18 protein-coding genes are annotated in these 24,023 nt (G+C 65.2%); 10 read left to right on the top strand and 8 right to left on the bottom strand.

All coding sequences use genetic code 11. The features are described from left to right. Window positions 1-55 precede the first annotated feature (55 nt). Complete coding sequence (locus J1C48_RS15360) at window positions 56-2,605, top strand: ligase-associated DNA damage response DEXH box helicase (protein ID WP_207258871.1); 2,550 nt, start codon at window positions 56-58, stop codon at window positions 2,603-2,605. A gap of 143 nt (window positions 2,606-2,748) precedes the next feature. After that, a complete protein-coding gene (gene pdeM, locus J1C48_RS15355; RefSeq protein WP_207258895.1) occupies window positions 2,749-3,462 on the top strand; it encodes a ligase-associated DNA damage response endonuclease PdeM in 714 nt (237 codons plus the stop codon). Between the two features lie 10 nt (window positions 3,463-3,472). Here pdeM and J1C48_RS15350 read toward each other — a convergent pair whose 3' ends face one another. The 4 genes from J1C48_RS15350 to J1C48_RS15335 form a co-directional block, all read right to left on the bottom strand. Continuing rightward, window positions 3,473-3,988, bottom strand: coding sequence for a DUF3429 domain-containing protein (locus J1C48_RS15350; protein WP_207258870.1), 516 nt, complete (start codon window positions 3,986-3,988; stop codon window positions 3,473-3,475). A gap of 93 nt (window positions 3,989-4,081) precedes the next feature. After that, a complete protein-coding gene (locus tag J1C48_RS15345; protein WP_231081822.1) occupies window positions 4,082-4,978 on the bottom strand; it encodes a TIGR02186 family protein in 897 nt (298 codons plus the stop codon). Window positions 4,979-5,025: 47 nt separating this feature from the next. Further along, a complete protein-coding gene (locus J1C48_RS15340) occupies window positions 5,026-5,955 on the bottom strand; it encodes a TSUP family transporter (protein WP_207258869.1) in 930 nt (309 codons plus the stop codon). A 235-nt stretch (window positions 5,956-6,190) separates the two neighbouring features. Beyond that, window positions 6,191-10,084 (bottom strand): peptidoglycan-binding protein, encoded by a 3,894-nt coding sequence (locus tag J1C48_RS15335; RefSeq protein ID WP_207258868.1) that lies wholly within the window; start codon window positions 10,082-10,084, stop codon window positions 6,191-6,193. 309 nt (window positions 10,085-10,393) lie between these two features. Between J1C48_RS15335 and J1C48_RS15330 the strand changes: the two genes are divergently transcribed. Together J1C48_RS15330 and J1C48_RS15325 are read left to right on the top strand one after the other, a co-directional pair. Beyond that, window positions 10,394-10,849, top strand: coding sequence for a MerR family transcriptional regulator (locus tag J1C48_RS15330; RefSeq protein WP_231081821.1), 456 nt, complete (start codon window positions 10,394-10,396; stop codon window positions 10,847-10,849). Between the two features lie 657 nt (window positions 10,850-11,506). Continuing rightward, entirely contained in the window at window positions 11,507-12,715 is a 1,209-nt protein-coding gene (locus J1C48_RS15325; protein ID WP_207258866.1) for an acetyl-CoA C-acetyltransferase, read from the top strand. 43 nt (window positions 12,716-12,758) lie between these two features. On the opposite strand, the gene J1C48_RS15320 is transcribed toward J1C48_RS15325, so the two are convergent. After that, window positions 12,759-13,487 (bottom strand): EAL domain-containing protein, encoded by a 729-nt coding sequence (locus J1C48_RS15320; protein WP_207258865.1) that lies wholly within the window; start codon window positions 13,485-13,487, stop codon window positions 12,759-12,761. 219 nt (window positions 13,488-13,706) lie between these two features. Here J1C48_RS15320 and J1C48_RS15315 point away from each other — a divergent pair, with 219 nt between their 5' ends. Beyond that, the gene (locus J1C48_RS15315) at window positions 13,707-15,914 is read left to right on the top strand and encodes an FAD-dependent oxidoreductase (RefSeq protein ID WP_207258864.1); all 2,208 of its coding nucleotides are present in this window, start codon (window positions 13,707-13,709) and stop codon (window positions 15,912-15,914) included. Between the two features lie 236 nt (window positions 15,915-16,150). After that, window positions 16,151-17,389, top strand: coding sequence for an SH3 domain-containing protein (locus J1C48_RS15310; RefSeq protein ID WP_207258863.1), 1,239 nt, complete (start codon window positions 16,151-16,153; stop codon window positions 17,387-17,389). A gap of 16 nt (window positions 17,390-17,405) precedes the next feature. Here J1C48_RS15310 and J1C48_RS15305 read toward each other — a convergent pair whose 3' ends face one another. Both J1C48_RS15305 and J1C48_RS15300 read right to left on the bottom strand, forming a co-directional pair. Next, window positions 17,406-18,785 (bottom strand): L-serine ammonia-lyase, encoded by a 1,380-nt coding sequence (locus tag J1C48_RS15305; protein WP_207258862.1) that lies wholly within the window; start codon window positions 18,783-18,785, stop codon window positions 17,406-17,408. A gap of 76 nt (window positions 18,786-18,861) precedes the next feature. Next, entirely contained in the window at window positions 18,862-19,875 is a 1,014-nt protein-coding gene (locus J1C48_RS15300; protein WP_343217705.1) for a YihY/virulence factor BrkB family protein, read from the bottom strand. A gap of 296 nt (window positions 19,876-20,171) precedes the next feature. On the opposite strand from J1C48_RS15300, the gene J1C48_RS15295 reads away from it, so the two are divergent. Continuing rightward, window positions 20,172-20,825, top strand: coding sequence for a S24 family peptidase (locus tag J1C48_RS15295; RefSeq protein ID WP_207258861.1), 654 nt, complete (start codon window positions 20,172-20,174; stop codon window positions 20,823-20,825). Then, window positions 20,792-21,538 (top strand): thermonuclease family protein, encoded by a 747-nt coding sequence (locus J1C48_RS15290; protein WP_207258860.1) that lies wholly within the window; start codon window positions 20,792-20,794, stop codon window positions 21,536-21,538. The genes J1C48_RS15295 and J1C48_RS15290 overlap by 34 nt, the downstream gene beginning before the upstream one ends. A 99-nt stretch (window positions 21,539-21,637) precedes the next feature. Here J1C48_RS15290 and J1C48_RS15285 read toward each other — a convergent pair whose 3' ends face one another. Continuing rightward, a complete protein-coding gene (locus J1C48_RS15285) occupies window positions 21,638-23,293 on the bottom strand; it encodes a lysine--tRNA ligase (protein ID WP_231081820.1) in 1,656 nt (551 codons plus the stop codon). A gap of 4 nt (window positions 23,294-23,297) precedes the next feature. On the opposite strand from J1C48_RS15285, the gene J1C48_RS15280 reads away from it, so the two are divergent. Together J1C48_RS15280 and J1C48_RS15275 are read left to right on the top strand one after the other, a co-directional pair. Then, on the top strand, window positions 23,298-23,465 hold the full coding sequence (locus J1C48_RS15280) for a hypothetical protein (RefSeq protein WP_207258859.1): 168 nt from the start codon (window positions 23,298-23,300) through the stop codon (window positions 23,463-23,465). A gap of 144 nt (window positions 23,466-23,609) precedes the next feature. After that, on the top strand, window positions 23,610-24,020 hold the full coding sequence (locus J1C48_RS15275; RefSeq protein WP_207258858.1) for a tellurite resistance TerB family protein: 411 nt from the start codon (window positions 23,610-23,612) through the stop codon (window positions 24,018-24,020). Window positions 24,021-24,023 lie beyond the last annotated feature (3 nt).

The following is a 24,023-nucleotide window of genomic DNA, read 5'->3' as shown; positions in this document are numbered from 1 at the left end:
GCCTTCCTCTCCCCCGCCATAGCCACGGTGCCCCCGCGCCCCTACCTTCTTCTTTGTGACCGCCTCGCCCTCCCCCTCCCGGCCCGCGCCGACCGCGCCGGACGCCGCGCCAAGTCTTTTGCCCGAGGCGTTCGCGCGCTGGTTTGCCGGCCATGGCTGGACGCCGCGGGCGCATCAGCTGGATCTGCTGCGGCGGGCCGATTCAGGTGCGTCAGTGCTGCTGATCGCGCCGACCGGGGCGGGCAAGACGCTGGCGGGGTTCCTGCCGGCGCTGGTCGATCTGTCGCGGCGCCGGCGGCGCAAGCCCGGCGAGCGGGCGCGCGGGGTGCACACGCTCTATATCTCGCCGCTGAAGGCGCTCGCCACGGACATTCAGCGCAATCTCGAACGGCCGGTCGCCGAGATCGGCCTTGCCGTTTCGCTGGAAACCCGCACCGGCGATACCAGCCAGGTGCGCCGCCAGCGCCAGAAGCTGAAGCCGCCGGACATCTTGCTGACGACGCCGGAGCAACTCGCCTTGCTGATCGCCGGCAAGGATGCGGCCGACTTCTTTTCCGACCTTCGCTATGTCGTCTTCGACGAACTGCACTCGCTGGTGACCTCCAAGCGCGGCCATTTGCTGGCGCTCGGCCTCGCCCGCCTGCGGCGCCTGCGGCCGGATCTCCAGACGATCGGGCTGTCGGCGACGGTGTCCGACCCCGCCGAACTCTGCCGCTGGCTGGTGGCGCAGGCGCCGGGCGCGGCGCCCGAGGCCGATCTGATGACGGTGAGCGGCGGCGCCAAGCCCGAGATCGCGATCCTTCAATCGGACGAGCGGGTGCCCTGGCAGGGCCACACCGCCCGCTATGCGCTTCCCGAAATCTATGCGGCGATCAAGGCGCACAAGACGACGCTGCTCTTCGTCAACACCCGCAGCCAGGCCGAGCTTCTGTTTCAGGAGCTGTGGCGGATCAACGAGGACACGCTGGCGATCGCGCTGCATCACGGCTCGCTGGATGTCGGCCAGCGGCGCAAGGTGGAGGCGGCCATGGCTGAGAACGCGCTGAGAGCCGTGGTCGCGACCTCGACGCTCGATCTCGGCATCGACTGGGGCGACGTCGACCTCGTCATCCATGTCGGCGCGCCGAAGGGCGCCTCACGGCTCGCCCAGCGGATCGGCCGGGCGAACCACCGGATGGACGAGCCCTCCAAGGCGATCCTGGTGCCCGCCAACCGCTTCGAGGTGATGGAGTGCCGCGCGGCGCTCGACGCCAATTATCTCGGCGCCCAGGATACCCCGCCGCTGCGCGACGGCGCGCTCGACGTGCTCGCCCAGCATGTCCTCGGCATGGCCGTCGCAGAACCCTTTCGCGCCGACGATCTTTATGCCGAGGTGATCTCGGCCGCGCCCTATGCGGGGCTCGACCGCGCCACCTTCGCGCGCGTCGTCGACTTCGTCGCGACCGGCGGCTACGCGCTGAAAGTCTATGAGCGCTACGCCAAGATCCGGCTGACCGAGGACGGCACCTGGCGGCTCACCCATCCGCGCTTTGCCCAGCAATATCGGATGAATGCCGGCACGATCGTCGAGGCGCCGATGCTGGAGATCCGGCTCGTCCGGCGGCGCACCCGCTCGGCGATCAGCCGCGGCGGCCGGGCGCTCGGCAAGATCGAGGAAGCGTTTCTCGAAACCTTGAGCCCCGGCGACACCTTCCTCTTCGCCGGCGAGGTCCTGCGGTTCGAGGGCATTGTCGAGACCAGCTGTCTGGTGACCAAGGCGGTCAGCGAGGAGCCGAAGGTGCCCTATTACGGCGGCTCGAAATTTCCGCTGACCACCTATCTCGCCCAGGAGGTCCGGGCGATGCTCGCCGATCCCGCCCGCTGGTCGGCGCTGCCCGAGCAGGTGCGCGACTGGCTGGCGATCCAGAAGCTGAAATCGCGGATCCCCGGACCGAACGAGCTCCTGGTCGAGACCTTTCCTAACGGCAAGCTGTTCCACATGGTGCTCTATCCCTTCGAGGGGCGCCTCGCCCACCAGACCCTCGGCATGCTGCTCACCCGCCGGCTGGAGCGGGCCCGGGCGATGCCGCTCGGCTTCGTTGCCACCGATTATGCGATTTCGATCTGGGGCCGCGCGGACCTGGGGGCGATGATCGCGAAGGGCCAGCTCTCGCTCGACGCCCTGTTCGACGAGGATATGCTCGGCGACGATCTGGAAAGCTGGATGGCCGATTCCTGGCTGCTCAAGCGCACCTTCCGGCAATGCGCGGTGATTTCCGGGCTGATCGAAAAGCGCCATCCGGGCCAGGAAAAGACCGGCCGGCAGGTCACCGTCTCGACCGATCTCGTCTATGACGTGCTGCGCGCGCACGAGCCGGACCACATCCTCCTCGAAGCGACCTGGGCCGATGCCGCGACGGGGCTGCTCGACGTTGCCCGCGTCTCCGAACTGCTCGCCCGCATCAAGCACCATATCGTCCATCAGGATCTCGACCAGATCTCGCCGCTGGCCGTGCCGGTGATGCTGGAGATCGGCCGCGAGAGCGTTGTTGGCGAGGCCCGCGACGCGGATCTGCGCGAAGCGGCGGAAGAGGCGATGATCGCCATGGCGATGGACATGCCATGAGGCGGCCCCGCGCCCGGACGCCCGTGAAAGGCTGCGCCCACCCGCCGCAAGGTCGCCGCTCCGCTTGGGGCCTTGCCAACGGCCCATCGGCGCTGGCAAAAAGAACGAAACGCGAATCAACGCGGACGAGAGACCCCTTGGCGATGAATGCTTTGGCGCGGCGGCGCTTGCATGAGGACTGCGCAGCCTTCGAAATGGCGTTGGCCGGCGAGCGGATCGCCTGCGACCCGTCGGGCGTTCTGTTCCTGCCGGCCGAAAACTGCCTCGTCGTCTCCGATCTGCATCTCGAAAAGGGCGCGGCCTTTGCCCGCCGGGGCATGTTTCTGCCGCCCTACGATACCGCCGCAACGCTCGCGCTGCTTAGCCTCGCGCTTGAGCGGTATCAACCGGCGCGGGTGGTGTGTCTCGGCGATTCCTTTCACGACCGCAAGGGCGCGGCGCTGATGCCGGCCGGCGAACGGGCGACCTTATCCCATCTGATGCGGGGCCGCGACTGGATCTGGATCGCCGGCAATCACGATCCCGAGCCGCCCGTCGGCATCGGCGGCGAGACATGCGACACGGTCGCGATCGGCGCCCTCTCCTTTTGTCACGAACCGCGCGTCGGCATCCGGCGCGGCGCGGTGTCGGGCCATCTCCATCCGGTGGCGCGGCTGGCCGGCCGCGGCTCGCGGCGGGCGTGTTTTGCGACCGACGGCGAGCGGATGATCCTGCCCTCCTTCGGCGTCACCACCGGCGGGCTAAACGTCTTGGATCGCGCGTTTCACGGGCTTTTCGACGCCAGCCGGGCGTTCGCCTGCATGATCGGCCAGAGCGGCGTCTATCCCGTGCGCTTTGCGGCACTCGCCGCCGGCTGACAGCGGGTCATCAGCTGAAGGTCGCGGCGAAGGCGACGAGTTGGCAGAGCGTCACGATCAGGGACAGGACGAGGCGCAGCCTGCCGAACCAGGCCGGCAGATGGCCACGGCGCGCCGCGAATACATCCCACAGGCCGGTCATCGCGAAGCCGAGCGCATAGCCGGCAAACATAAAGGGGCTCGGCACGAACAGCATCGCCCAGCCGAACAGCGACGGCAGCACCGAGATCAACAGCGTGCGGCCCGACTCCGGGGCGGGCGTCAGCACATGGCCCCATCGGATGCCGCCGAGAAATGCCAGGATCGTCGCCGAATAGCCGGACAGAGCCAGGATAATCTGCGGATAGGCGATGAATTCGCGCCCGGCATAGGCCAAAAGCCCCACCATGATGACGAAGGGAACGAGGCCGAGAAGGCCAAGCGTCCAGGCCATGCGGTGATGGTGAACGTCTCGCGGCGGGACGCCGCGTGTACCGCGCACCGCCGGAGCGGCATTGTCGAAGGGGATATCGTCCGTCGTGCTCATGGGACAAACAGATAGGCGGATGCCGCCAGCCGTCACCGCCCTGCGACATCGATCCGAAGCGCGCGCCCGCCGGATCCCGCCTTCCGCAGTCGATCAGTCGCGCTTGAAGACCAGCCGGCCGAACCAGCCGGTGAAGATCGCCAGGATCACCGCCGAGATGCCGTAAAGCACGCCGTGATCGGTCGCGAAATTGTCGATCCAGCTCTCGATACCGGACTTGACCACCCGCAGCGGCTCCGAGGCCTCGCGGATGAAGACGCCGCTGCGGAACAGATAGGCCCGCGCGACATGAGTGCCGGTCGGCAGATCGGCGGGCAGCTGCAGATCGGCGCGGAACAGCGTCGGGCTGACGAACGAGACCGAGCCGACGGTCTGGTTGTAGAGCCCCTTCGACTCGCGAATGCGCTTCAGCGCCTGGGCATATTGGTCGGCCGGGCGCGAGGGAAGCGGTAGCGTGGCGGCGCCGCTTTCGCTCTTCGCGCGCCGCTCCTTCAGACTGATATTGGCCTGCGCCCGCTTCTCGCCCGCCGGCAGATCGACGGCGGACAGGCCCGCCGGCCCCGGCGGCGGTGGATTGTCGAGCTGCAGGTCTTTGATCCCGAGGGACAGGCGCTCGCGCAGCTCCGGCCGGGTGACATCGGCGAGCGGCCGGGTCGCCGCCAGCGAATAGGAGGTCGGCACGGAGGTGAAGGTTTCCGAGCCGCGATTGATCCACAGGCCGAAGGTGCGCTTCTTTTCACGCACCACCGCCGGCTGGCGAGGGCCGACAAGCACGACGACAATGTCGTAGCGCTGCTGGCGCAACAGCTTGGCGTCGGCATTGTCGAGTGCGCCAAAGACCACAAGCCTGGCGCCGGAAAAGTCCGAGCCGATCGAGATCTTGTTGGTCGACAGGCCGATTTCGAAGCCTTCGCGGCTGCTGTCCTGGGCCCGAGCCGGCGCGCTCACGAGCGCGCTCAGCCCAGCGGCGACAGCGACGATGGCCGCCACGCGAGCGGCCGCTCGAGGCGGGCGCCGGTGGCTGTGCACCGCGCCGCTCACCCGGTCTCTCCCGTCGGCAGCGTGATGGTGAAGGGCTCTTCCGGCGTCACCACGAGCTGGATGCCAAGACGAATACCGACGGCGAGCACGAGCAGCGCCAGAAGCGCACGCAGCTGATCGCCGCGCAGCCGCCGCCCCGCCTCGGCCCCGAACTGCGCGCCGATGACGCCGCCGAGCATCAACAGAAAGGCGAGGACGACGTCGACCGTGCGGTTGGTCGCCGCCTGCAGAATGGTCGTCGCCGCGGCGGTGAAGATAATCTGGAACAGCGAGGTGCCGATGACGACGCTGGTCGGCACCCGCAACAGATAGATCATCGCCGGCACCGCGATGAAGCCGCCGCCGACACCCATGATGCCGGCGAGAAGTCCGATCAGGAAGCCGAGCACCAGCACCGGAATGACCGACACATAGAGCTTGGAGCGATGGAACCGCATCTTCAGCGGCAGCCCGTGCACCCAGCTGTGCTGGCCCGGCCGGCGCACCTCGCCGGCCCCCTGCGATTGGGAGCGCAGCATGGATTGCAGGCTCTCGACCAGCATCAGGCCGCCGATGCCGCCGAGAAACACGACGTAGAGCAGCGAGACGACGAGATCGAGCTGGCCGAGACGGCGCAGCAGCGTGAACAAGGCGACGCCGAGCAACGAGCCGCAAAAGCCGCCGATCAACAAGACAGTGCCGAGTTTGAAGTCGATCGTTCCACGCCGGTAATGGGCGAGCGCCCCGGAAAAGGACGCGGCGATGACCTGGTTGGCGCCGGTCGCAACGGCGACGGCCGGCGGAATGTTGTAGAAGATCAAAAGCGGCGTGATCAGGAAGCCGCCGCCAACGCCGAACAGGCCCGAAATGAATCCGACCGCCGCGCCCATCCCGACAAGGACAAAGACGTTCAACGAGATTTCCGCGATCGGCAGGTAGAGATTCACGGGCGTGCGGCCGAAGGGTCTTGAGCGTCAGCCCGCCGATGCAACGGGCAAGGCACTTCTGGCGGGAAGCCACGTCGCTGTCAAATATCAAAATGCGCAAACGACGCGGCCCGCAAGCTGAGGATTCGAAACGTCAGCCCGCCGCGCGTCCGATCAGATGCACACAGGACACGCCACCTTCTTGAGTTGACGCATCGTGCTTGCAAAAATCGATCCCGATTTTCGGGCCGGTGCGTCAGCCGTCCTTGCGCGCGAGCAGCTTGCGGATCAGCGCCTCGTCGATCTTGCCGGTGGGCTTCAAGCCGGAGTCGGCCTGGAACTTCTCGATCGCTTCCGTGGTTTTGGGACCGATCACACCATCAGGCGTGCCCGGCGCATAGCCGAGCTTGATCAGGATCGCCTGAATGTTGCGGATGGCGCGGGTCATGTCGATCGACGACGTCTGGGTCTTGCCGGACACGCCCATCCAGGACTGCGGGGTATCGACGGTGTTGGCGCCCTCGTTGCGCGTCAACGGTTTGTAGTCGGCCACCGCTGCCTCGCCCGCCGCCAGTTGCTTCGGCGTCATCACCTTCTTGATCTCATCGCGCTTGGTGGCTGCGTCCTTGTCGCCGCCCTTGGCGACAATCGAGAACCACGTGAATGACTTCACCAGATCCTGATCGACGCCGGCACCGCGCGCATAAAGAATACCGAGATTGTACTGGCTGTCGGACATGCCGTAACTGGCCGCCTTCTCGAACCATTGCGCCGCCTTCGCGGGATCCGACTTGCCGTCGATCCCGGTGGCATAGAGCACCGCGAGATTGTGCATCGCCCGGACATTGCCGCCATCGGCCGCCTGAAGATATTCGTCGCGCGCCTTGATCAGATCACGCTCGACGCCGTTGCCTTTCTCGTAAAGGGTGCCGAGACTGTACTGCGCCGGAGCAAAGCCGCGCTCGGCTGCGAGCGCAAACCATTTGGACGCCGTCGTCGGATCGGGATCCCCGACCCGGCCTTCCATCAGCCGCAGCCCGATCTCGAACAGCGCCTTCGGATCGCCGGCCTGAGCGGCTTTCGTCAGCGCCTCATTGGCAAGCCCCTCGGGGATCGACGGCAGGTCAGCGGGCGCGATCGCAGCCGTCGTTGAAGGCGAAGTCGAAATCGGGGCCGCAGGAATGGCGGCACTCGCCGCGGATGTGTCGGCCTTCGGCGCAGCCGGCGCCGCGGGGGGCACAGAGGCCGCTCCGGAGACGCTTGTCGATGCCGGCTTGATGCCGTTAAAGCCCGCGCCTTTCGGTCCATCCGCGAGCGAAAAGCCGTTCTTCGGATCTGGCAATGCCGTCGACGCGGTCGGCGCGGTCATGGTCCCGCCGGCGGTGGCTTTCGCAGCGGGCGGGTTCGGCGCAGCCGGCGGGTTCGGTGCAGCGGACGGGGTCTCCACCTTCGCCATCGCGGTAGAGTCAGTGCTCAAAGGCACCGTCGATGCGGATTTCTGCGGCGCCGCCGGCGTCACTTTCGCGTCGACGACCGGCGTGTCGGCATCGTTCCCGGCGATCATCTTCGAGGCGACATTGGCGAGCGGCAGCGCCATCAGCGCCAACAAGACGGCGCTGACGGCGAGCAGGATCGGCTTCCGGCGACGGCGAACGATATCGGCGAGGCTTGCCTTGCCCTCGGTTTCTTCAGCGCTCTCCGGCCCGCTGCGCATCGCGTCTGCCTCGGCGGCCGCGGCAAGCGCCGCACGACGCGCGGCGGCAATGAAATCCGCCCGGCCATCATGATCCTCCGGCGCGGCTTGCTGTTGTTGCTGCGCCCGGACACGCTCGATCAGCGAAACGATATCCGGCTGGCCGGAGCCGATCGCCAACGGCCGGTTGGCTTCGCTCAACGAAAAGGCGTCAAATCCGACCGCCATCTCGTCGTCGTTCTCCTCAGCCTCGGCCATTGCCTGCGGCCGCGGCCCGGAGGCGCCGAGCTCAGGCTCCTGGCGATCGTCATGAGCGGTCTCATCGAGGCTTTCGGCGCTGGCCGACTTACCCCGGCGCCACTTCAGCAAACCGCGCAGACCACGCGGCGCGTCGGCATCGTGGAGATCGGCCGCCGCGGTTTCCCTCGCCGTCGCAGCGCTCGCCGTGAAAGCGCCGGTGGTGCGAGCCTCGGACAGATCGCTGTCGATTCGGTCGATCCGGTCGATCAGTTTCAGCAGCGTTGCATGCATCGCCTCGTAGAAGGTCTGGCTCTGTTCGCCGCTCGCCCGCGACATTTCCTGCAAGGCCCGCAGATCGCCGGCTAGCTGCTCGACATAGATGTTCGGCGCGCCGCCACCATTTTCAATCATTCGGCGAACGGCGGCATCGGCTGCGGCCTGCGCCGCGTCGAGCACCGCCTCGCGGTTCTCCTCGATGCGAAATTCGATCGTCGCCAGCCGTTCGTCGAGTTCCGGATCGGACAGCGCGCTGGCGCCGCCGGCTTCGGCAATGCGATCGGACAGCCGGGCGATCTGCTCTTCGAGCGCGGCGACAACTTCGAGATCGATTCCCGGGGCCGCCAGAGCTTCAAGCCGCTCGTTAACCGCCTTCAACCGCTCTTCGAAGGCGCTGATATCGGGCCGGGCGTCGCCATCGCTGGCGCTGGCAAAGGTTTCGAGCTTGGCCGAGAACGCCTCGATCCGCTCGCCGAGCGCCGCGATCGCAGGACCATTCGAGAGGCTCTCGATGCGGTCGGCAAGCTCGGCGATCTTGGCCGACATCGCCTCGGTATCGGCCTCGCCGAGGCTGTCGACACGGCTCGACAGCGACTGCAGCCGCGCCTCGACCCGCTCGACCGGAGACATGTCGATCGTCGGGACCTTGGTGGCCGCAGCAACGATGGCACGAGAAATTTCGTCGAGGCGCTCTTCGATCACCCCAAACTGCTCGTCCTCGGCCTCATTGTTCAAGCTCTGGCCGAGCGCCTCGAGATTGGCCGCGAGGGCCTGCACCCGCTCCTCCAGCGGCTTCAAGGCGAGACTGTCGGGCAGCCGATTCAAGGTTTGCTCGAGCTGCTCCATGCGCGTCGACAGCGCCTCGATGCTGGATTCGATCGACCGGGACGCAAAGCGCTCCTCCAGTGAGCCCCAGCGCTCCTCGACCGCCTTCACGGTCTGCTCGGAAGCGAGCGTCTCCAGCTTCTCCCGCAGGCTCGTCATCTCGCTCTTGAGCAGACCTGAAATGTCGACGCTATCATCCTTGCCGGAGCTCTCCAGAAAGCGGCTTTCGAACTCCGCCCAGCGCCGTTCGACGGCCTTGACGTGTTCTTCGCTGGCGAGCCCACCGAGCGACAGGCGGAGGCGCTCGATTTCATCCTTGATGTTGCGGCGCTCGGAGTTGTGCTCGGCATCGCGGCTGGTGATCGTCGCGCGAAAGTCTTCCCACTTATCGTCGGCGGCCTTGAGGCTGTCCTCACGGGCGAGATCGCCGACCAGCGCGCGAATCAAGTCGAACTCCTCGCGCAGGCCTTTGACGCCGGCGGCATCGGCGCCGTTTGACGCCATCTGGCTGAGCCCTTCCTGAACCCGAGCGATCTCGGCCTCAATGCGCTCGCCGCTGACCTTTTCGGAGATCATCCGACGCAATTCGTCGACGGCTTCGCGCATGTCGTCGAAGCGTGGCTGGAAGCTCTTGGCCATATCGGCCCGCAGCTCTTCGCGCAGGCGTTCGAGCTGGGCGTTGATCGTCGGCGCGCTGCCCCCTTGCGGACGCGACGAGGCGGCGCGCGCCGCGGCCTCCGCCCCAGGATGCGGCAATGAGGCGATGCGGGTGGCCTCGTCCGCTGAATGCGACGCGGGCGAAGCACCAGGAGTGTTGAGCGCCTGCTGGCGCATGCGGATCTCGGAAACGGTGTCGGTAAGGTCCACCGCCGGTACGCTGAGAGCTGGCGCATGCGCCAGAGAGTCACCGACAGCTCGACGCATCGGAACGCTATCGGTGACCGGCTCGGCGTCAGACCTCTCACCACGCCGCCGCTCGGCCAAGCGGGACTGGCTCGCGGTCAACCGGGACAGGCGGGCTTCGAGTTCCTCGAGGGTCCGGTTGAGCGAATCAAGCGACGAGGGTTCACCGATCGCACGCCGCTCAACTGCTTCCGTCTCGTTCAACTCGGCCATTTCCGTTGCTTCCCGGTCCTTAGGACTGCGTCATATTCGCCACAGTCGACGCGAAAGGGGCAGCGGCGCAGTTGGCATCAGGGCACCCGTCACCGGTTATCAGAAGCCATGGACCGCTTACCATTCGCTATCGGATAGCCCCGCAAGCCGGTTTGAAGCTGGAATTGGGAAATTGCGTCCTGAAAAAATTGTCTTTGAAGCGACGCATTTCAGACCATATTCCTCTACGGAGGGGCGTGAGGCTCGCCATCCGGCCGGTCGTTCCACGCCTCGGGGCAACATCGGAACTTCGCAATGACAAATGTATCGATGGCCGAAAGGCTCGAAGAAGAAGGCAAAGTCGACATCGACTTTCTGCTCGGAATCAGCGGTGATCCCTTAGCAGACAAGGAAACCTTCCGAATCGGCGACCTCTCGCACGAATTCGGTGTGACTCTCCGCACCCTGCGTTTCTACGAGGATCGCGGCCTGCTTTCACCGGCACGTCGGGGGACCACCCGCCTTTATAGTCGCAAGGACCGCACGCGGCTGCGACTCATTTTGCTCGCCAAGATGCTCGGCTTCTCACTGACCGAGGCCAAGCAGCTCATTGAGCTCTACCATCAGCCGAATGGCAAGCAAAAGCAAATGGAAGTGTCGCTAGAACGATTTGAAGAACAGCGACACATCCTGCTGGAGCAAAAGCACGAGATCGAGGAATCGATCAGCGCGATGGACAAGACGATCGACTACGTCCGCTCTCAACTGAACGACTTGACAGAATAAACCCTCCCAGCGCCTGAGAAGCGCACTCACGCGCCGTGCGTCCTACGGGGACGCACAAACGACGCGCACTCTGACGGAGTCGACGCATCGGCCCGAAAATGGATTCTAATTTTCGGGCCGATGCGTAGGACCGAAAGGGCGCGAGCAAATTCATTTCTCGCGCCTCGACATCATCCAAAGCGACGCCCCGCCCCGCCATTCTGCCAGCCCAACGGCGCCTAACGACCGGAGTGAGTCTCCGGTCACCACAATTCGACGACGCCGCCCGTTCTTACCTTCCTCACCAGCAGAACCGCCGAACGGCCGCGCTCCCGCGCCGATCAAACCTGCGTGCCAACGACCCGCATCGACTTTCGCGCCCCGCGTCCCATCTAGAAAGACCTGTGGCCCTCGGTGCAAACCACAATCGCTCCAGCACCGGCCGGAAAATCGGCATCACCCTTCGGCAAAGCGCAATTTGTAGAATCAACGAGTTAGCGCCCTTCGCCCGATCGGACGCCGAGCGCGCTAATGTCAACGTGCCAGGATCTGCCGACAATCAGACGGAGTCTTCCATTGACGTAAACGTCAATGGAAGACATATATCCGTCAGCCAAAGCCGCCCGAATATCCCCCGGACCCGAGGCGGCGCGAAAGTTGGGACAGGAGGCAACGCTCGTGGCTGAAGCATACATCTACGATCACGTTCGTACGCCGCGCGGTCGCGGCAAGAAGGATGGCTCGCTGCATGAGGTGCCCGCGGTGCGCCTTGGCGCGAAGGTGCTAGAATCGCTTCGCGATCGCAACGGCATCGACACCGCCAAGGTTGACGACATCATCTTCGGCTGCGTCGATCCGGTCGGCGAAGCCGGCAGCGTGATCCCGAAGGCTGCCGCCTTCGAAGCCGGCTATGCCTTTGCCGCCCCCGGCATGCAGATTTCGCGCTTCTGCGCCTCCGGCCTCGATGCGGTGAACCTTGCCGCCGCGAAGATCGCGCAAGGCGCCGACGACCTCGTCATCGCGGGCGGCGTCGAATCGATGTCGCGCGTCGGCATGGGCATGTCGGGCGGCGCCTGGGTCATGGATCCCTCGGTCGGCATCCCGGCCTATTTCATGCCGCAGGGCGTCTCGGCCGATCTGATCGCGACGAAATACGGATTTTCCCGCGACGACGTCGACGCCTATGCCGTCGAGAGTCAGAGGCGGGCCGCCGCGGCCTGGGCCGACGGGCGCTTTGCCAAGTCGGTGATCCCGGTCAAGGATCAGAATGGCATGATGATCCTTGATCGGGATGAGCATATGCGCCCGACGACCGACATGCAGTCGCTCGGCAGCCTGAAGGCCTCCTTCGCCCAGATCGGCGAGATGGGCGGCTATGATGCTGTCGGCATCCAGGCCCATCCGGAGATCGAAGCGGTCGAGCATGTCCACCATGCCGGCAATTCCTCCGGCATCGTCGACGGTGCGGCCGGCGTCCTCGTCGGCTCCAAGGCCGGCGGCGAGACGCTCGGGATCAAGCCGCGCGCCCGGATCAAGGCCTTCGCCAATATCGGCTCCGATCCGGCGCTGATGCTGACCGGTCCGGTGGACGTCACCAACAAGCTGCTCGCCCGCGCCGGGATGAGCCTTTCCGACATCGATCTGTTCGAGTTGAACGAAGCCTTTGCGGCCGTCGTCCTGCGCTACATGCAGGCTTTCGACATCAATGCCGGCATTCTCAACGTCAATGGCGGTGCGATCGCCATGGGGCATCCGCTTGGCGCGACCGGCGCGATGATCCTCGGCACGGTCCTCGACGAGCTGGAGCGGCAGGATAAGCAGACGGCACTCGTGACCTTGTGCATCGGCGCCGGCATGGGCACGGCGACGATCATCGAGCGGGTCTGAGGCAGCGGGTATGGGCTGCGGTGCGCGGCGCCCTGCCGTATCGTCAGGCGATCGCCGGGATCGGACCGTGTTCGGGCAACAACTCGAGCGCAATGGTGTTTGCGGGCAGCGCCTCAAAGGCCGGCTTAGCGAAGTAGTAGCCCTGAAACAGCGTGACCCCGGCGGCTTTGAGGGCGTTGAATTCGGCCGCCGTCTCTACGCCCTCGGCCAGCACCGCGATGCGCAGGTCGCGGGCAATGCTCAAGATTCCCGCCAGGATCGACTGCCTGGCGTAGGAGCTATCGATATCGCGCACGAGTTCCATGTCGACCTTGATGAGATCGGGCTGAAAGTTGGCGAGAAGCGCCAAGCCGGAAAAGCCCGCGCCGAAATCGTCGAGGGCGGTGATGAAGCCGACGCGGCGATACTCCTCGATGATCAACTCGAGATGCGCGATGTCGGCGAGCTCCTCGCGCTCGGTGAACTCGAACATGATGGCGTTCAACGGAAACGCGTTGCTGCGGGCCGCCGACAGCGTTGTCCGCAGGCAGGCCGACGGCTCGTAGATCGCATTCGGCATGAAGTTGATCGACAAGCGAAGATCGGACCGGCGAAACAGCTTCGCGGCCAATTCAATCGCCTTTACCCGGCAGGCCTGATCGAACCGGTAGATCTGGTCTGCGGCAACTCGCGAGAGGATCGACCCGGCCCCCTCGCCGCCCGCGCCGCGCACCAGGGCCTCATAGCCCCAGACATCGCCGGCAGCGGTGTCGATGATCGGCTGAAACGCCATCGAAAATGTGAAATCGAGGGGCCGCGACGTCTGACAGACCGCGCAAGAAAGGTTTGTCACCGGATCATCACCAGGGCTTATTTTTCAAGACAGGGGGCACATTACCCTGCAAAAGGTTGAAACTATCTCAACAAGAACCATGCGGCGGTGCAGTCACCATCGCACGACAGCAGCAGATTGCCGTAGCTGTGACAGCGACAAACGGGATGGGAGCGCACGATGACCTATCAGAATTTCACGATCGACACGGATGATGACGGCATCGCGCTGATCACCTGGGACATGCCGGGCCGCTCGATGAACGTCTTCACCGACGAGACGATGAGCGAGATCGACCAGATCATCGACCAGATCGCCGCCGACGATGCCGTCCAGGCCGCGATCATCACCTCCGGCAAGCGCGGCTCCTTTACCGGTGGTGCCGATCTGAAGTCGATCAGCGGCATGTTCGACGAGTTTCAGGCGGCGATGATGAAAAACGGCGAGGCGGCGGTCGCCAATCTGTTCGAACGGTCCGGCCGCATGTCCCGGCTATGGCGCAAGCTGGAGACCTGCGGCAAGCCGTTCATCGCCGCGATCAACGGCACCTGTATGGGCGGCGGCTTCGAGCTCGCTCTAGCGAGTCATGCGCGGGTCGCCGCACGTTCGGCCCAAATGGGCCTGCCGGAGGTGAAGGTCGGCATCCTGCCCGGCGCCGGCGGTACCCAGCGCGTGTCGCGGATGATGGACACCCAGGGCGCCCTGCAGATGCTGATGAAGGGTACCACCCTGTCGGCCGAAAGCGCTCTGAAGATGGGGCTAATTGACATCGTGGTCGACGATGACGAGTTGCTCGAAGCCGCCAAGGCGATGCTGAGGGCCGGTGTCTCGCCGGTCAAACCGTGGGACGAGGAGCGCTTCAAGCTGCCGTCCGGCCCGGTCTATTCACCGGCCGGCGCCAAGGTCTGGCCGGCCGTCGCCTCGCTCTATCGCAAGGAAACCAGCGACAACTATCCGGCCGCCAAGGCGATTGTGAAATGCGTCTATGAAGGCCTGCTCTTGCCGATGGACACGGCGCTCAAGGTCGAGCAGCGCTACTTCACCGAAGTGCTGCGCACCACCGAGGCGCGGATGATGATCCGCTCGCTCTTCGTCTCCGCCCAGGCGCTCGCCAAGGGTGCGCGGCGGCCGAAGGACGTGCCGGCAAGCGAGTTGAAGACCATCGGCATCATCGGTGCCGGCTTCATGGGAGCGGGCATCGCTTATGTCGCCGCCAAGGGGGGCCTCAATGTCGTCCTGATCGATCAGCAGCAAGCGGCCGCCGACAAGGGCAAGGCCCATTCGGAAATGCTCGCCGGCGGTCTCGTCGCCAAGGGGCGGATAAGCGAGAGCGAGGCAGGCGCCCTCCTCGGCCGCATCACCGCGACCACCGACTACGGCCGCCTCGCCGAGGCCGGTCTCGTCATCGAGGCGGTGTTCGAAGATCGCGACGTCAAGGCCGAGGTGACGAAGACGGTCGCTGCCGTGATTGCCGCCGACGCGATCTACGCCTCGAACACCTCGACCATCCCGATCACCAGCCTCGCCGCGACCTTCCCCGACCCGGAGCGCTTCATCGGCATCCACTTCTTCTCGCCGGTGGACAAGATGCCGCTGACCGAGGTGATCCTCGGCGACGAGACCGGCGATAGGGCCCTCGCCGTGGCGCTCGACTTCGTTCGCGCGATCCAGAAGACGCCGATCGTCGTCAACGATTCCCGCGGTTTCTTCGCCAATCGCTGCGTGCTGCGCTACATGAACGAAGCCTATGACATGCTGGTCGAGGGCGTGCCGCCAGCGATGATCGAAAATGCCGCGAAGTTCGCCGGCATGCCGGTCGGCCCACTGGCGCTCAATGACGAGACCGCCGTCGATCTGTCGTACAAGATCATGAAGACGACGATGCGCGACATGGGCGAGGATGTGGTCGATCCGCGCCACTTCAAGCTGGTCGAGACCATGGTCAATGACGGCCGGCTCGGCCGCAAAGCCGGCAAGGGCTTTTACGACTATCCGGAGAAGCCGGCCAAGAAGAAGCTTTGGCCGGGTCTGAAAACCATGTTCGAGCAGCAGGATCCGGAGGCGATCGACTTCGAGGAACTGAAGCAGCGGTTCCTCGTCACGATGGCGTTGGAAGCGGCCCGCACAATCGAAGAGGGTGTGGTGGTGGATCCGCGCGAGGCCGATATCGGCTCGATCTTCGGGTTCGGCTACGCGCCCTATACCGGCGGTACGATCAGCTACATCGACGGCATGGGCACAGCCGCCTTCGTCGCCCTCTGCAACAAGCTCGAAGCAAGGTTCGGCGAACGTTTCAGCCCACCCCCCCTGCTCAAGGAAATGGCCGAAAAAGGCGAAATTTTCTACCAGAGGTTCAACCCGGACGAGACTTCGACGAAGGTGGCCTGATCGCGCCACAACCATCGAGCGATGCGCCGCTCCGTGCCTCGCCCCGCCGACATCACCGAAGTTCTGTCGTCAACTGTTTCAGAATGGGATGGCGTCAGACCTTTGCCATGTTTAAAGGTCAGATGACGATACGGGATGATGATCCGCTTTGCCGGCCACGACGAGGTGGACGGCAGCGGGCATGTTGCGGCCATGCTCGATGCGGGGACGGTGAAAAACAAGGAGTTGGGGTAGATATGACGACGGGGGATCATCAGTCCCACGAGGGCGCCACCAATGCCGCGACGCTTGACGAGCATGGGCGTCCGAGTGTGGAGACCATCCGCAATCGCTTGATCGACCGCAGGATCACCTACGAGAAGGCCGCGGCCGAGCGCCGCCTGTTGGCGCGGGCGAGCCGGCAACTCAGCTACAAGACCCTTTATCCGAATGCGCGGCCGAAATCCGCCTCGCCGCACGGTCTGCTGCGGCGTAGCAGCCAGGCGGTCCTCGACCGACCGATCGTCGCCTTCGCGACGGCAGCGGTGGCATCGGCGCTGATACTCGTCCCTTTGGCGCTCTCATCCTTCGTGCCGTTTCCAGGCGGGACCCGGGCCTCCGGCAGCTTCCCCCGCACGCTGGCAGCGAACAATGCCCCGCCGGCCAAGTGGGTCAGCGAAGCCGATGCGAAGCGGCAGCACGACGTCCCGGTCACTGGCAGCCAAGACGCCTTACTCGTCGAAGAGTTGAAGACCCAGGCCGCAAGCGAGGAAACCAAGGACGGCGCTACTCCGACCACGGCTGCCACGCCCCGGACCAAGCTGTCCGAAGTCGATCGGCTGGAAGCGACCAGTGTGCGCCAAAGCCGGTCCGACAAGGCCGCCGGCACGGCAGTCATGGCAGAAAACGGCGAACGCGCCATGGATCCGGCCGCCGCAGCGCTGGCGCTGAGACTCCCGGATGAACCGACGGAGCTTGCCAAATCGATAAAGGCGGCATCGCTCGACCAGGCATCCACCGGCAGCATCCTGCGCTCTCAGAACATCGCGGTGCAAGCCGCCACCGCTCCATCGCAAGTTGATGCGGCACCAGCCAGGCCGGCGACCACCATGACGGCGATCTCGCAGTCGATCTTGGCGGCGACCGAATCCGACGACAGCCAACTCGCGGCTGCAGCCGAGACCGCGCCATCCACGCCGGTTGAAACCGTGGCTGCGCCGGTGGAGACCGCGGCGGCGCCGCGCCCGGCCGAACCGACAAAGGACGCCTCGGCAAGCCCCGCGCCCGCCGATGCCGCCGCCAGCCGCACGACCGCATCGGTCAACATGCGTGACAAGCCGGCCAATGACGGCACGATCGTCGCAGTTCTGGCCAAGGACACGCCAGTGACGATCGTCTCCTGCAAGGGCTGGTGCGAGGTGACGGACGCGCAGGGCCGGACCGGCTACATCTACGAGAAATTCCTCACCGTCGGACCGCAAGGCACCAACGGTTGAGGGTGGCGGTCTCGGTTCAGCACAGGGTGACGTTGGCGGCAAGGCCGCCGAGCGCCGTTTCCTTGTATTTCTCGCTCATGTCCTCGCCGGTCTGGCGCATCGTCTCGATCACCTGATCGAGCGAGACGAAATGGGTGCCGTCGCCCTTGAGCGCGAGACGCGCGGCGTTGATCGCTTTGATCGCGCCCATGGTGTTGCGCTCGATACAAGGGATCTGGACGAGGCCCCCGATGGGATCGCAGGTCAGGCCGAGATTGTACTCCATGGCGATCTCGGCGGCATTTTCAACCTGTCGAGGCGCCCCACCCAGAACGGCGGCAAGGCCGGCCGCCGCCATTGAGCACGCAACACCGACTTCGCCCTGGCAGCCCATTTCGGCCGCCGAGATCGAGGCGTTCTGCTTGTAAAGTGCGCCGATCGCCGCCGTCGTGGCGAGAAGGCGGACCGAGCCCTCGTCGTTTGCGCCCGGCACGAAGCGCTCGTAATAGGCCAGCACCGCCGGAATAACGCTGGCCGCCCCGTTGGTCGGAGCCGTGACGACCCGGCCGCCGGCAGCGTTCTCCTCGTTGACGGCGAGCGCGTAGAGATTGACCCAGTCGAGCGTCGTCAGCGGATCGCGCAGCCCCTGCTCGGGCCGGTGGACCAGATCCTGATAGAGCTGCTTCGCCCGGCGCTTGACCTTCAGCCCACCCGGCAGACAGCCGTCCATCCGGCAGCCGCGCTCGATCGAAGCGACCATCGCGTCGCGGATCGACAGGATCCCGGCGCGCACCTCGGCGCGGCTTCGCCAAGTCTCCTCATTGATCAGGACGATGTCGGCGATCGCCAGCCCCTCCCCGTCGCAATGGACAAGAAGTTGATCGGCATCGACAAATTCATACGGGGCGCCGGCGTTCTTTAGGACTGGTGTCTCATCCCCCGCCTCGCCGGCCGACAGCACAAAACCGCCGCCGACGGAATAATAGTCCGCTCGGTCGAGTTCCGCCCCGACGTCGTCGAAGACGATGAAGCGCAGGCCGTTCGGGTGATACGGCAGCCGATCGCGCCGGCGGAAGACAAGTTCGCGGCCGTCGCGAAACGCCACCACCCGGCCGCCGTCGAAGGCGAGTTCGCCGGTTTCGCTGATCTGTGCATAAGCGCGTTCGGCTTCATCGGGATCGAGCTGATCGGGGCGAGCCCCTTGAAGCCCCAGCATCACCGCCTTGTCGGTGCCATGGCCGACGCCGGTCAGCGCCAGCGAACCGTAGAGCTCGACCGAGACCGCTGCCACGGCGCTCTTCAGCCCACGCGCGTCCAACCGGTCGAGGAAGCGCCGCGCCGCCCGCATCGGCCCGACCGTGTGGGACGACGACGGCCCGATGCCGATCTTGAACAGATCGAACAGGCTGACCGACATGCCGCTTGGCTCCCCTCTGGCCGACGGACCGAAGTGACGGTGCGTGTCCGATGGCAACCAGAAAGCGGCTTTCCGGTCAAGCGTTTCGGCCGATCCTTCGACCGACGGTATCAGCGACGCGGGCGCCTCGGCGGCCGATCGGCTTGGGTGGCGGATCGGTGGTGTCGACGGCGGTCTGATGCTCCATCTCGGCGTTAATCTCCGCCCCGAGGATGAAGATCACCGAGGAGATCCAGACCCACATCATAAAGCCGACGACGGCGCCGAGCGAACCGTACATGGCGTTGTAGTTGGCAAAATTCTGCAGATACCAGGAAAAGCCGATGGAGGCGATCAACCAGACGCTCGCCGTCAGCACCGCACCGAAGGTTACCCAGCGCCAGCGCGCCCGGGTCCGGCTCGGCCCATAGCGATAGATGATGGCGATGGCGGTGACGATCAGCACGAACACCACCGGCCAGCGCAGCGCCGCGATCGCCGCCTCGGAAAAACTCTTCAGCCCGAAGATCGCCATCACCACCGGCACGATGCCGATGGCGGTGATCAGCACGACGCCGAGGACGATCGCTCCGAGCGTATAGCCGAAAGCGACGAGGTTGAGCTTGATGAAACTCCGCTTCTCGCTCTCGCCATAGGCGACGTTCATCGCCTCGAACAACGTCTTGATGCCGTTATTGGCGCTCCACATGGCGAACAGCAGGCCGGTGACGAAGCCGAGCGACAGCGAGGCGGAGTTCTGCGAGGTGAGATTCTCCAGCTGCGCTTCCAACAACTGCGTTCCGGCCTGCGGCAGGAACTGGCCGATAAAGGCGATGTGGTCGCTGATCGTCTTTGGATCACTGACAAAGCCGTAGAACGAGACGAACACAGCAAAGGCCGGAAACAGCGCGAGCAGCAGATAGAAGGTTGCGCCCGCGGCGATCAGCATGACGCGATCTTCAAAGAAGGAGACGTAGATGCGCGCGGCGATATCCTTCCAGCCCAACCATGGGATTCTGGTCGGATATTCGGCGTCGCGCCCTCGCCCCGGCTCGCCGGCCCGATGGCGCATCTCCTCACTCGTCTGCGCCGCGAACCGCGTTTCACTCACCGTGTCTCATCTCCTTCAGCGACCGCGCCCGACAACACTTGCCGTAGGCTCACGCTCGGCTTCGCGAGCTTGAGACTATACAGCCCCGCCGCCCTCTGCCACACGAATGCCTGAATGGGCTCACCGCCGCTTCGTTCCCCCCGGCAGAGCGACAAAAGCGCCCAAAAGGCGGCGCCATGCTCGCTCGGGATCGGGCTGTGAACAACGCTATCATTCGCGGTGGACAATAACGATTCGCCCCTTTAAGAACTGGCCAAGGTATTTTTTCCTGACTGCTCGACCACGGAACCGCAGCCATGTTTTCACATGACCGAATCTGGGCCGCGATCGACGCGCTCGCCGCGCGCAACAATCTGTCCGCCTCCGGCTTGGCGCGGCGGGCGGGTCTCGATCCGACGACCTTCAATCGGTCGAAACGCAGCGCCGGAGACGGGCGGCCACGCTGGCCGTCGACGGAATCGATCGCCAAGGTGATCGAGGCGACGGGCTCGAGCATTCAGGAATTCACCAAGCTGATGGCTGGCCAGAACGGTAGTGACCCCGATGCCGGCGAGTCTCGCCCCGCGGTCACGGTGCCGCTGCTCGGCTTTGCCCAAGCCGGTCACGGCGGTTTCTTCGACGATGCCGGCTTCCCCGTTGGCCAGGGCTGGGACGAAATCCAACTGCCGGCACAGACCGACGAGACGGCCTATGCGCTGGAGGTATCGGGTCAGTCGATGATGCCGCTCTATCGTGACGGCGACGTCATCATCGTCGCCCCCGGCGCGGCGATCCGGCGCGGCGACCGGGTGGTGGTGCGTACCCGCGGCGGCGAAGTGATGGCCAAGATCCTGCAGCGCCAGACCGCCCGCACAATCGAACTCGCCTCGGTCAACCCCGATTACCCCGACCGGCAGTTCGCCCTGGACGAGATCGAATGGATGGCCCGAATCCTCTGGGCGAGCCAGTGAGGGGCCTGCCCCGCCTCGACGACATCCGGCGCAGCATCGTCATCCTTGCCGCACTGAGCCTCACCGCTGCCGGCCTGATCTGGCTCGCGCCGCACCAGCCGGCTGGCCGCAGCATCTTCGACGCAGCGCCAACGACCGGCGGCGAACTGAGCGAAGCGGCGGGCGCATCACCATCCTCGCCCGCGACGACAAACGCGCAGCCGCCGGTCAAGCTGGAGCGGCCCGGCACGGTGCGCAGCGTTACCGCCAAGGACATCACCGCCTATGGCGGCCATGGTGACGCGCCGCTGATCCGCCTGCCGCCCCGCCAGCCGCTCTCCCAGCCCGAGCCACAGCCGAGCAAGCCGAAGCGGCAGCTGCTGCCGCGGCCGATCGCCATTGATGGCGGCCATATCGCCTATCGCCAGGGAGTGATCACCCTGCCGGGGGTCGAAGCGCTGCCTTTGCGCGAGCGCTGTGACACTGATGCCCGCCCCTGCGGCGCCCTGGCGCGCACGGCGCTGCGGCGGTTCCTGCGCGGCCGCTCGATCGCTTGCGACGTGCCCTTCGACTTCGGCAAAAAGCGCGGCGAAGCGACGACCGCCTGCTCCGTCGGCGGGGAGGATATCGGCGCTTGGGTGGTGGAGAACGGTTGGGCGCGCGCCGTACCGGGCGGCCGCTACGAACAGGCCGAGACAAGCGCCAAGGCAGCGCGGCGCGGCATCTGGCAATAGCCGCCGACGACGTTTCGCATCACCAGTCGATCCGGCCGGCGGCACCGCCGTCGCGGTTTGGGCCGCAGGCGCGGGCGATACAGCCCCCGTGCCTTGTCCTCAGGACGACGCCGTCAGCGTGCCGTCGAGCGCCTCTCGGATCAGCGCCCGAGTCTCGCCGATGCCGTAAAGGGCGACGAAGGAGCCAAAACGCGGTCCCTTCTCCTGGCCGAGCAAGATCTGGTAGAGTGCCTGGAACCACTCGCCCGACACACCGGGACCGCCATCCGGGCCCTTTTTCTTCAGGTCCTGATAGCGCTCGATCGGCCGAGCGACGTCGAGCATGGCGTTCTGGATCGTCGCCCCCTCGGCATCGGCCGGCAGCGCCGCGAGTGTGTCGTCAAGGGCCTGCAGCGCCTTGCGTTCAATCTCATCGGGCGCGCGAAAACGCTTGGTCGGCTTGACGAAATCGTCGTAGTAGCGCAGCGCATATCCGACCAGCCGATCGAGTTCCGGATCGCTCTGAGCCGTCACGCCCGGCGCATACCGGCTGATGAAACCCCACAGCGTCTCCTTATTTGCGGCGTTGGAGGCCGAGACGAGGTTGAGCAGCATTGCGAAGGGCACGGCAATCCCCTCGACCGGCGGCTCGCCGTCATGGATGTGCCAGACCGGGTTCTGCAGCTGCTGCTTGACGTCCTGCCGATGAAAGGCCGCGACGAAAGCGTAATAGTCGTCGACCGCCTTCGGGATGACATCGAAATACAGCTTCTTGGCCGTCCTCGGCTTCTGGAACATGTAGAGTGACAAGCTCTCCGGCGAGGCATAGGTCAGCCACTCGTCGATGGTGAGACCGTTGCCCTTCGACTTGGAGATCTTCTGGCCGGTCTCGTCGAGGAAGAGCTCGTAATTGAAGCCCTCCGGCGGACGCCCGCCGAGCGCCACACAGATCTTCGACGACAGCGCGACGGAATCGATCAGATCCTTGCCGGCCATCTCGTAATCGACACCAAGCGCCGTCCAGCGCAGGGCCCAATCGGCCTTCCACTGACACTTCACCTGGCCGCCGGTAACCCCGGTTTCGATCCGCTCGCCGGTCTCGGGATCGAGATAAGCGATCATGCCAGCCTCAGGATCCCGCTCGACCATCGGCACCTGCAGGACAATGCCGGTCTTCGGATGAACCGGGAGGAACGGCGAATAGGTGGCGCGGCGATCCGGCCCGAGCGTCGGCAGGATGATCGCCATGACGTCGTCATAGACCGCCAACATCTTCAGCAGCGTCGCGTCGAAACGGCCCGACGTGTAATAGTCGGTCGCCGAGGCGAAGCCGTACTCGAAGCCGAAGCCGTCGAGGAACCGCCGAAGCCGGGCGTTGTTGGCTGCGGCAAAGGACGGATATTCGTTGGAAAACGGATCCGGCACGCGCGACAGCGGCTTGCCGAGATGCTTCGCCATCATCTCCCGGTTTGGCACGTTCTCCGGCACCTTGCGCAGACCGTCCATATCGTCGGAGAAGCATAAAAGCCGCGTCGGGACCTGATCGTGGGTCAGGATGCGAAAGGCATGGCGCACCATCGAGGTCCGCGCCACCTCACCGAAGGTGCCGATATGCGGCAGGCCGGACGGCCCGTAACCGGTCTCGAACAGCACCTCTTCCGGCATGCCGGTCGCGTCGAACCGCTGCAAGAGTTTGCGCGCTTCCTCGAACGGCCAGGCATTTGAGGCCAGCGCCTCTTCGCGCATCAATGCGGCATCGTTCGAAGAGATCGGCATTTCCATGTCCATGATCGAGAAACGTCAAAAACCCGGGCGCGACGCGAAAATCGCTGCCGACGAGCGGAGGACAGGTCTAGAAAGAAGCTGTCGGCGCGTCAACAAACCCTTCGCGCTGCAACGCGTCGGCTTTCGCCCCCAGCCCCTTGTTGCCCGCCGTCTCGATCCCTAGTTTGCTGGCATCGGAGCGTTTCGTCATCTGAACCGCAACGACGGGAGAGCTCTCCCTCAACCGATCGATCGGGCTGATCGTGAAACCCGCGCTCGCAGCCGATCGTCGATAACGATGTCAATGACGATGGAGACACGATCAGGCATGGCCGCAATGGACCCGCAGGACGCCCTCATCCATTTGATGATCGCCGTAGCGGCGGCGGACGGCCAGATCAGCAATATCGAGCAACGCGAGTTTACGGTGCTGTTGCGCACCCTGCCGGTCTTCGACGGCTTCGAAGAGACAAGGCTCGGCACGATCGCGCAGGACTGCGGGGCATTGCTCGATCAGGACGATGGCATCGATCAGATTATCCGCAACGTTCGTGACAGCGTGCCGGCGAACCTCTACGAGACCGCCTATGCGCTCGCCGTCGAGGTGGTGGCCTCCGACGTCAATGCCTCGCAGCCGGAGCTGCGGCTGTTGGAAATGTTGCGCGACGCCTTCAAGATGGACCGCCTGACCGCCGGCGCCATCGAGCATTCGGCCCGGGTGCGCTATCGCCGGGCTTAAAGG

It is taken from the genome of Jiella flava (assembly GCF_017349315.1).
Classification (GTDB): domain Bacteria; phylum Pseudomonadota; class Alphaproteobacteria; order Rhizobiales; family Rhizobiaceae; genus Jiella; species Jiella flava.
Note: the sequence above shows the minus strand (reverse complement) of the source record. Positions and strands in the feature narration are given on the sequence as shown.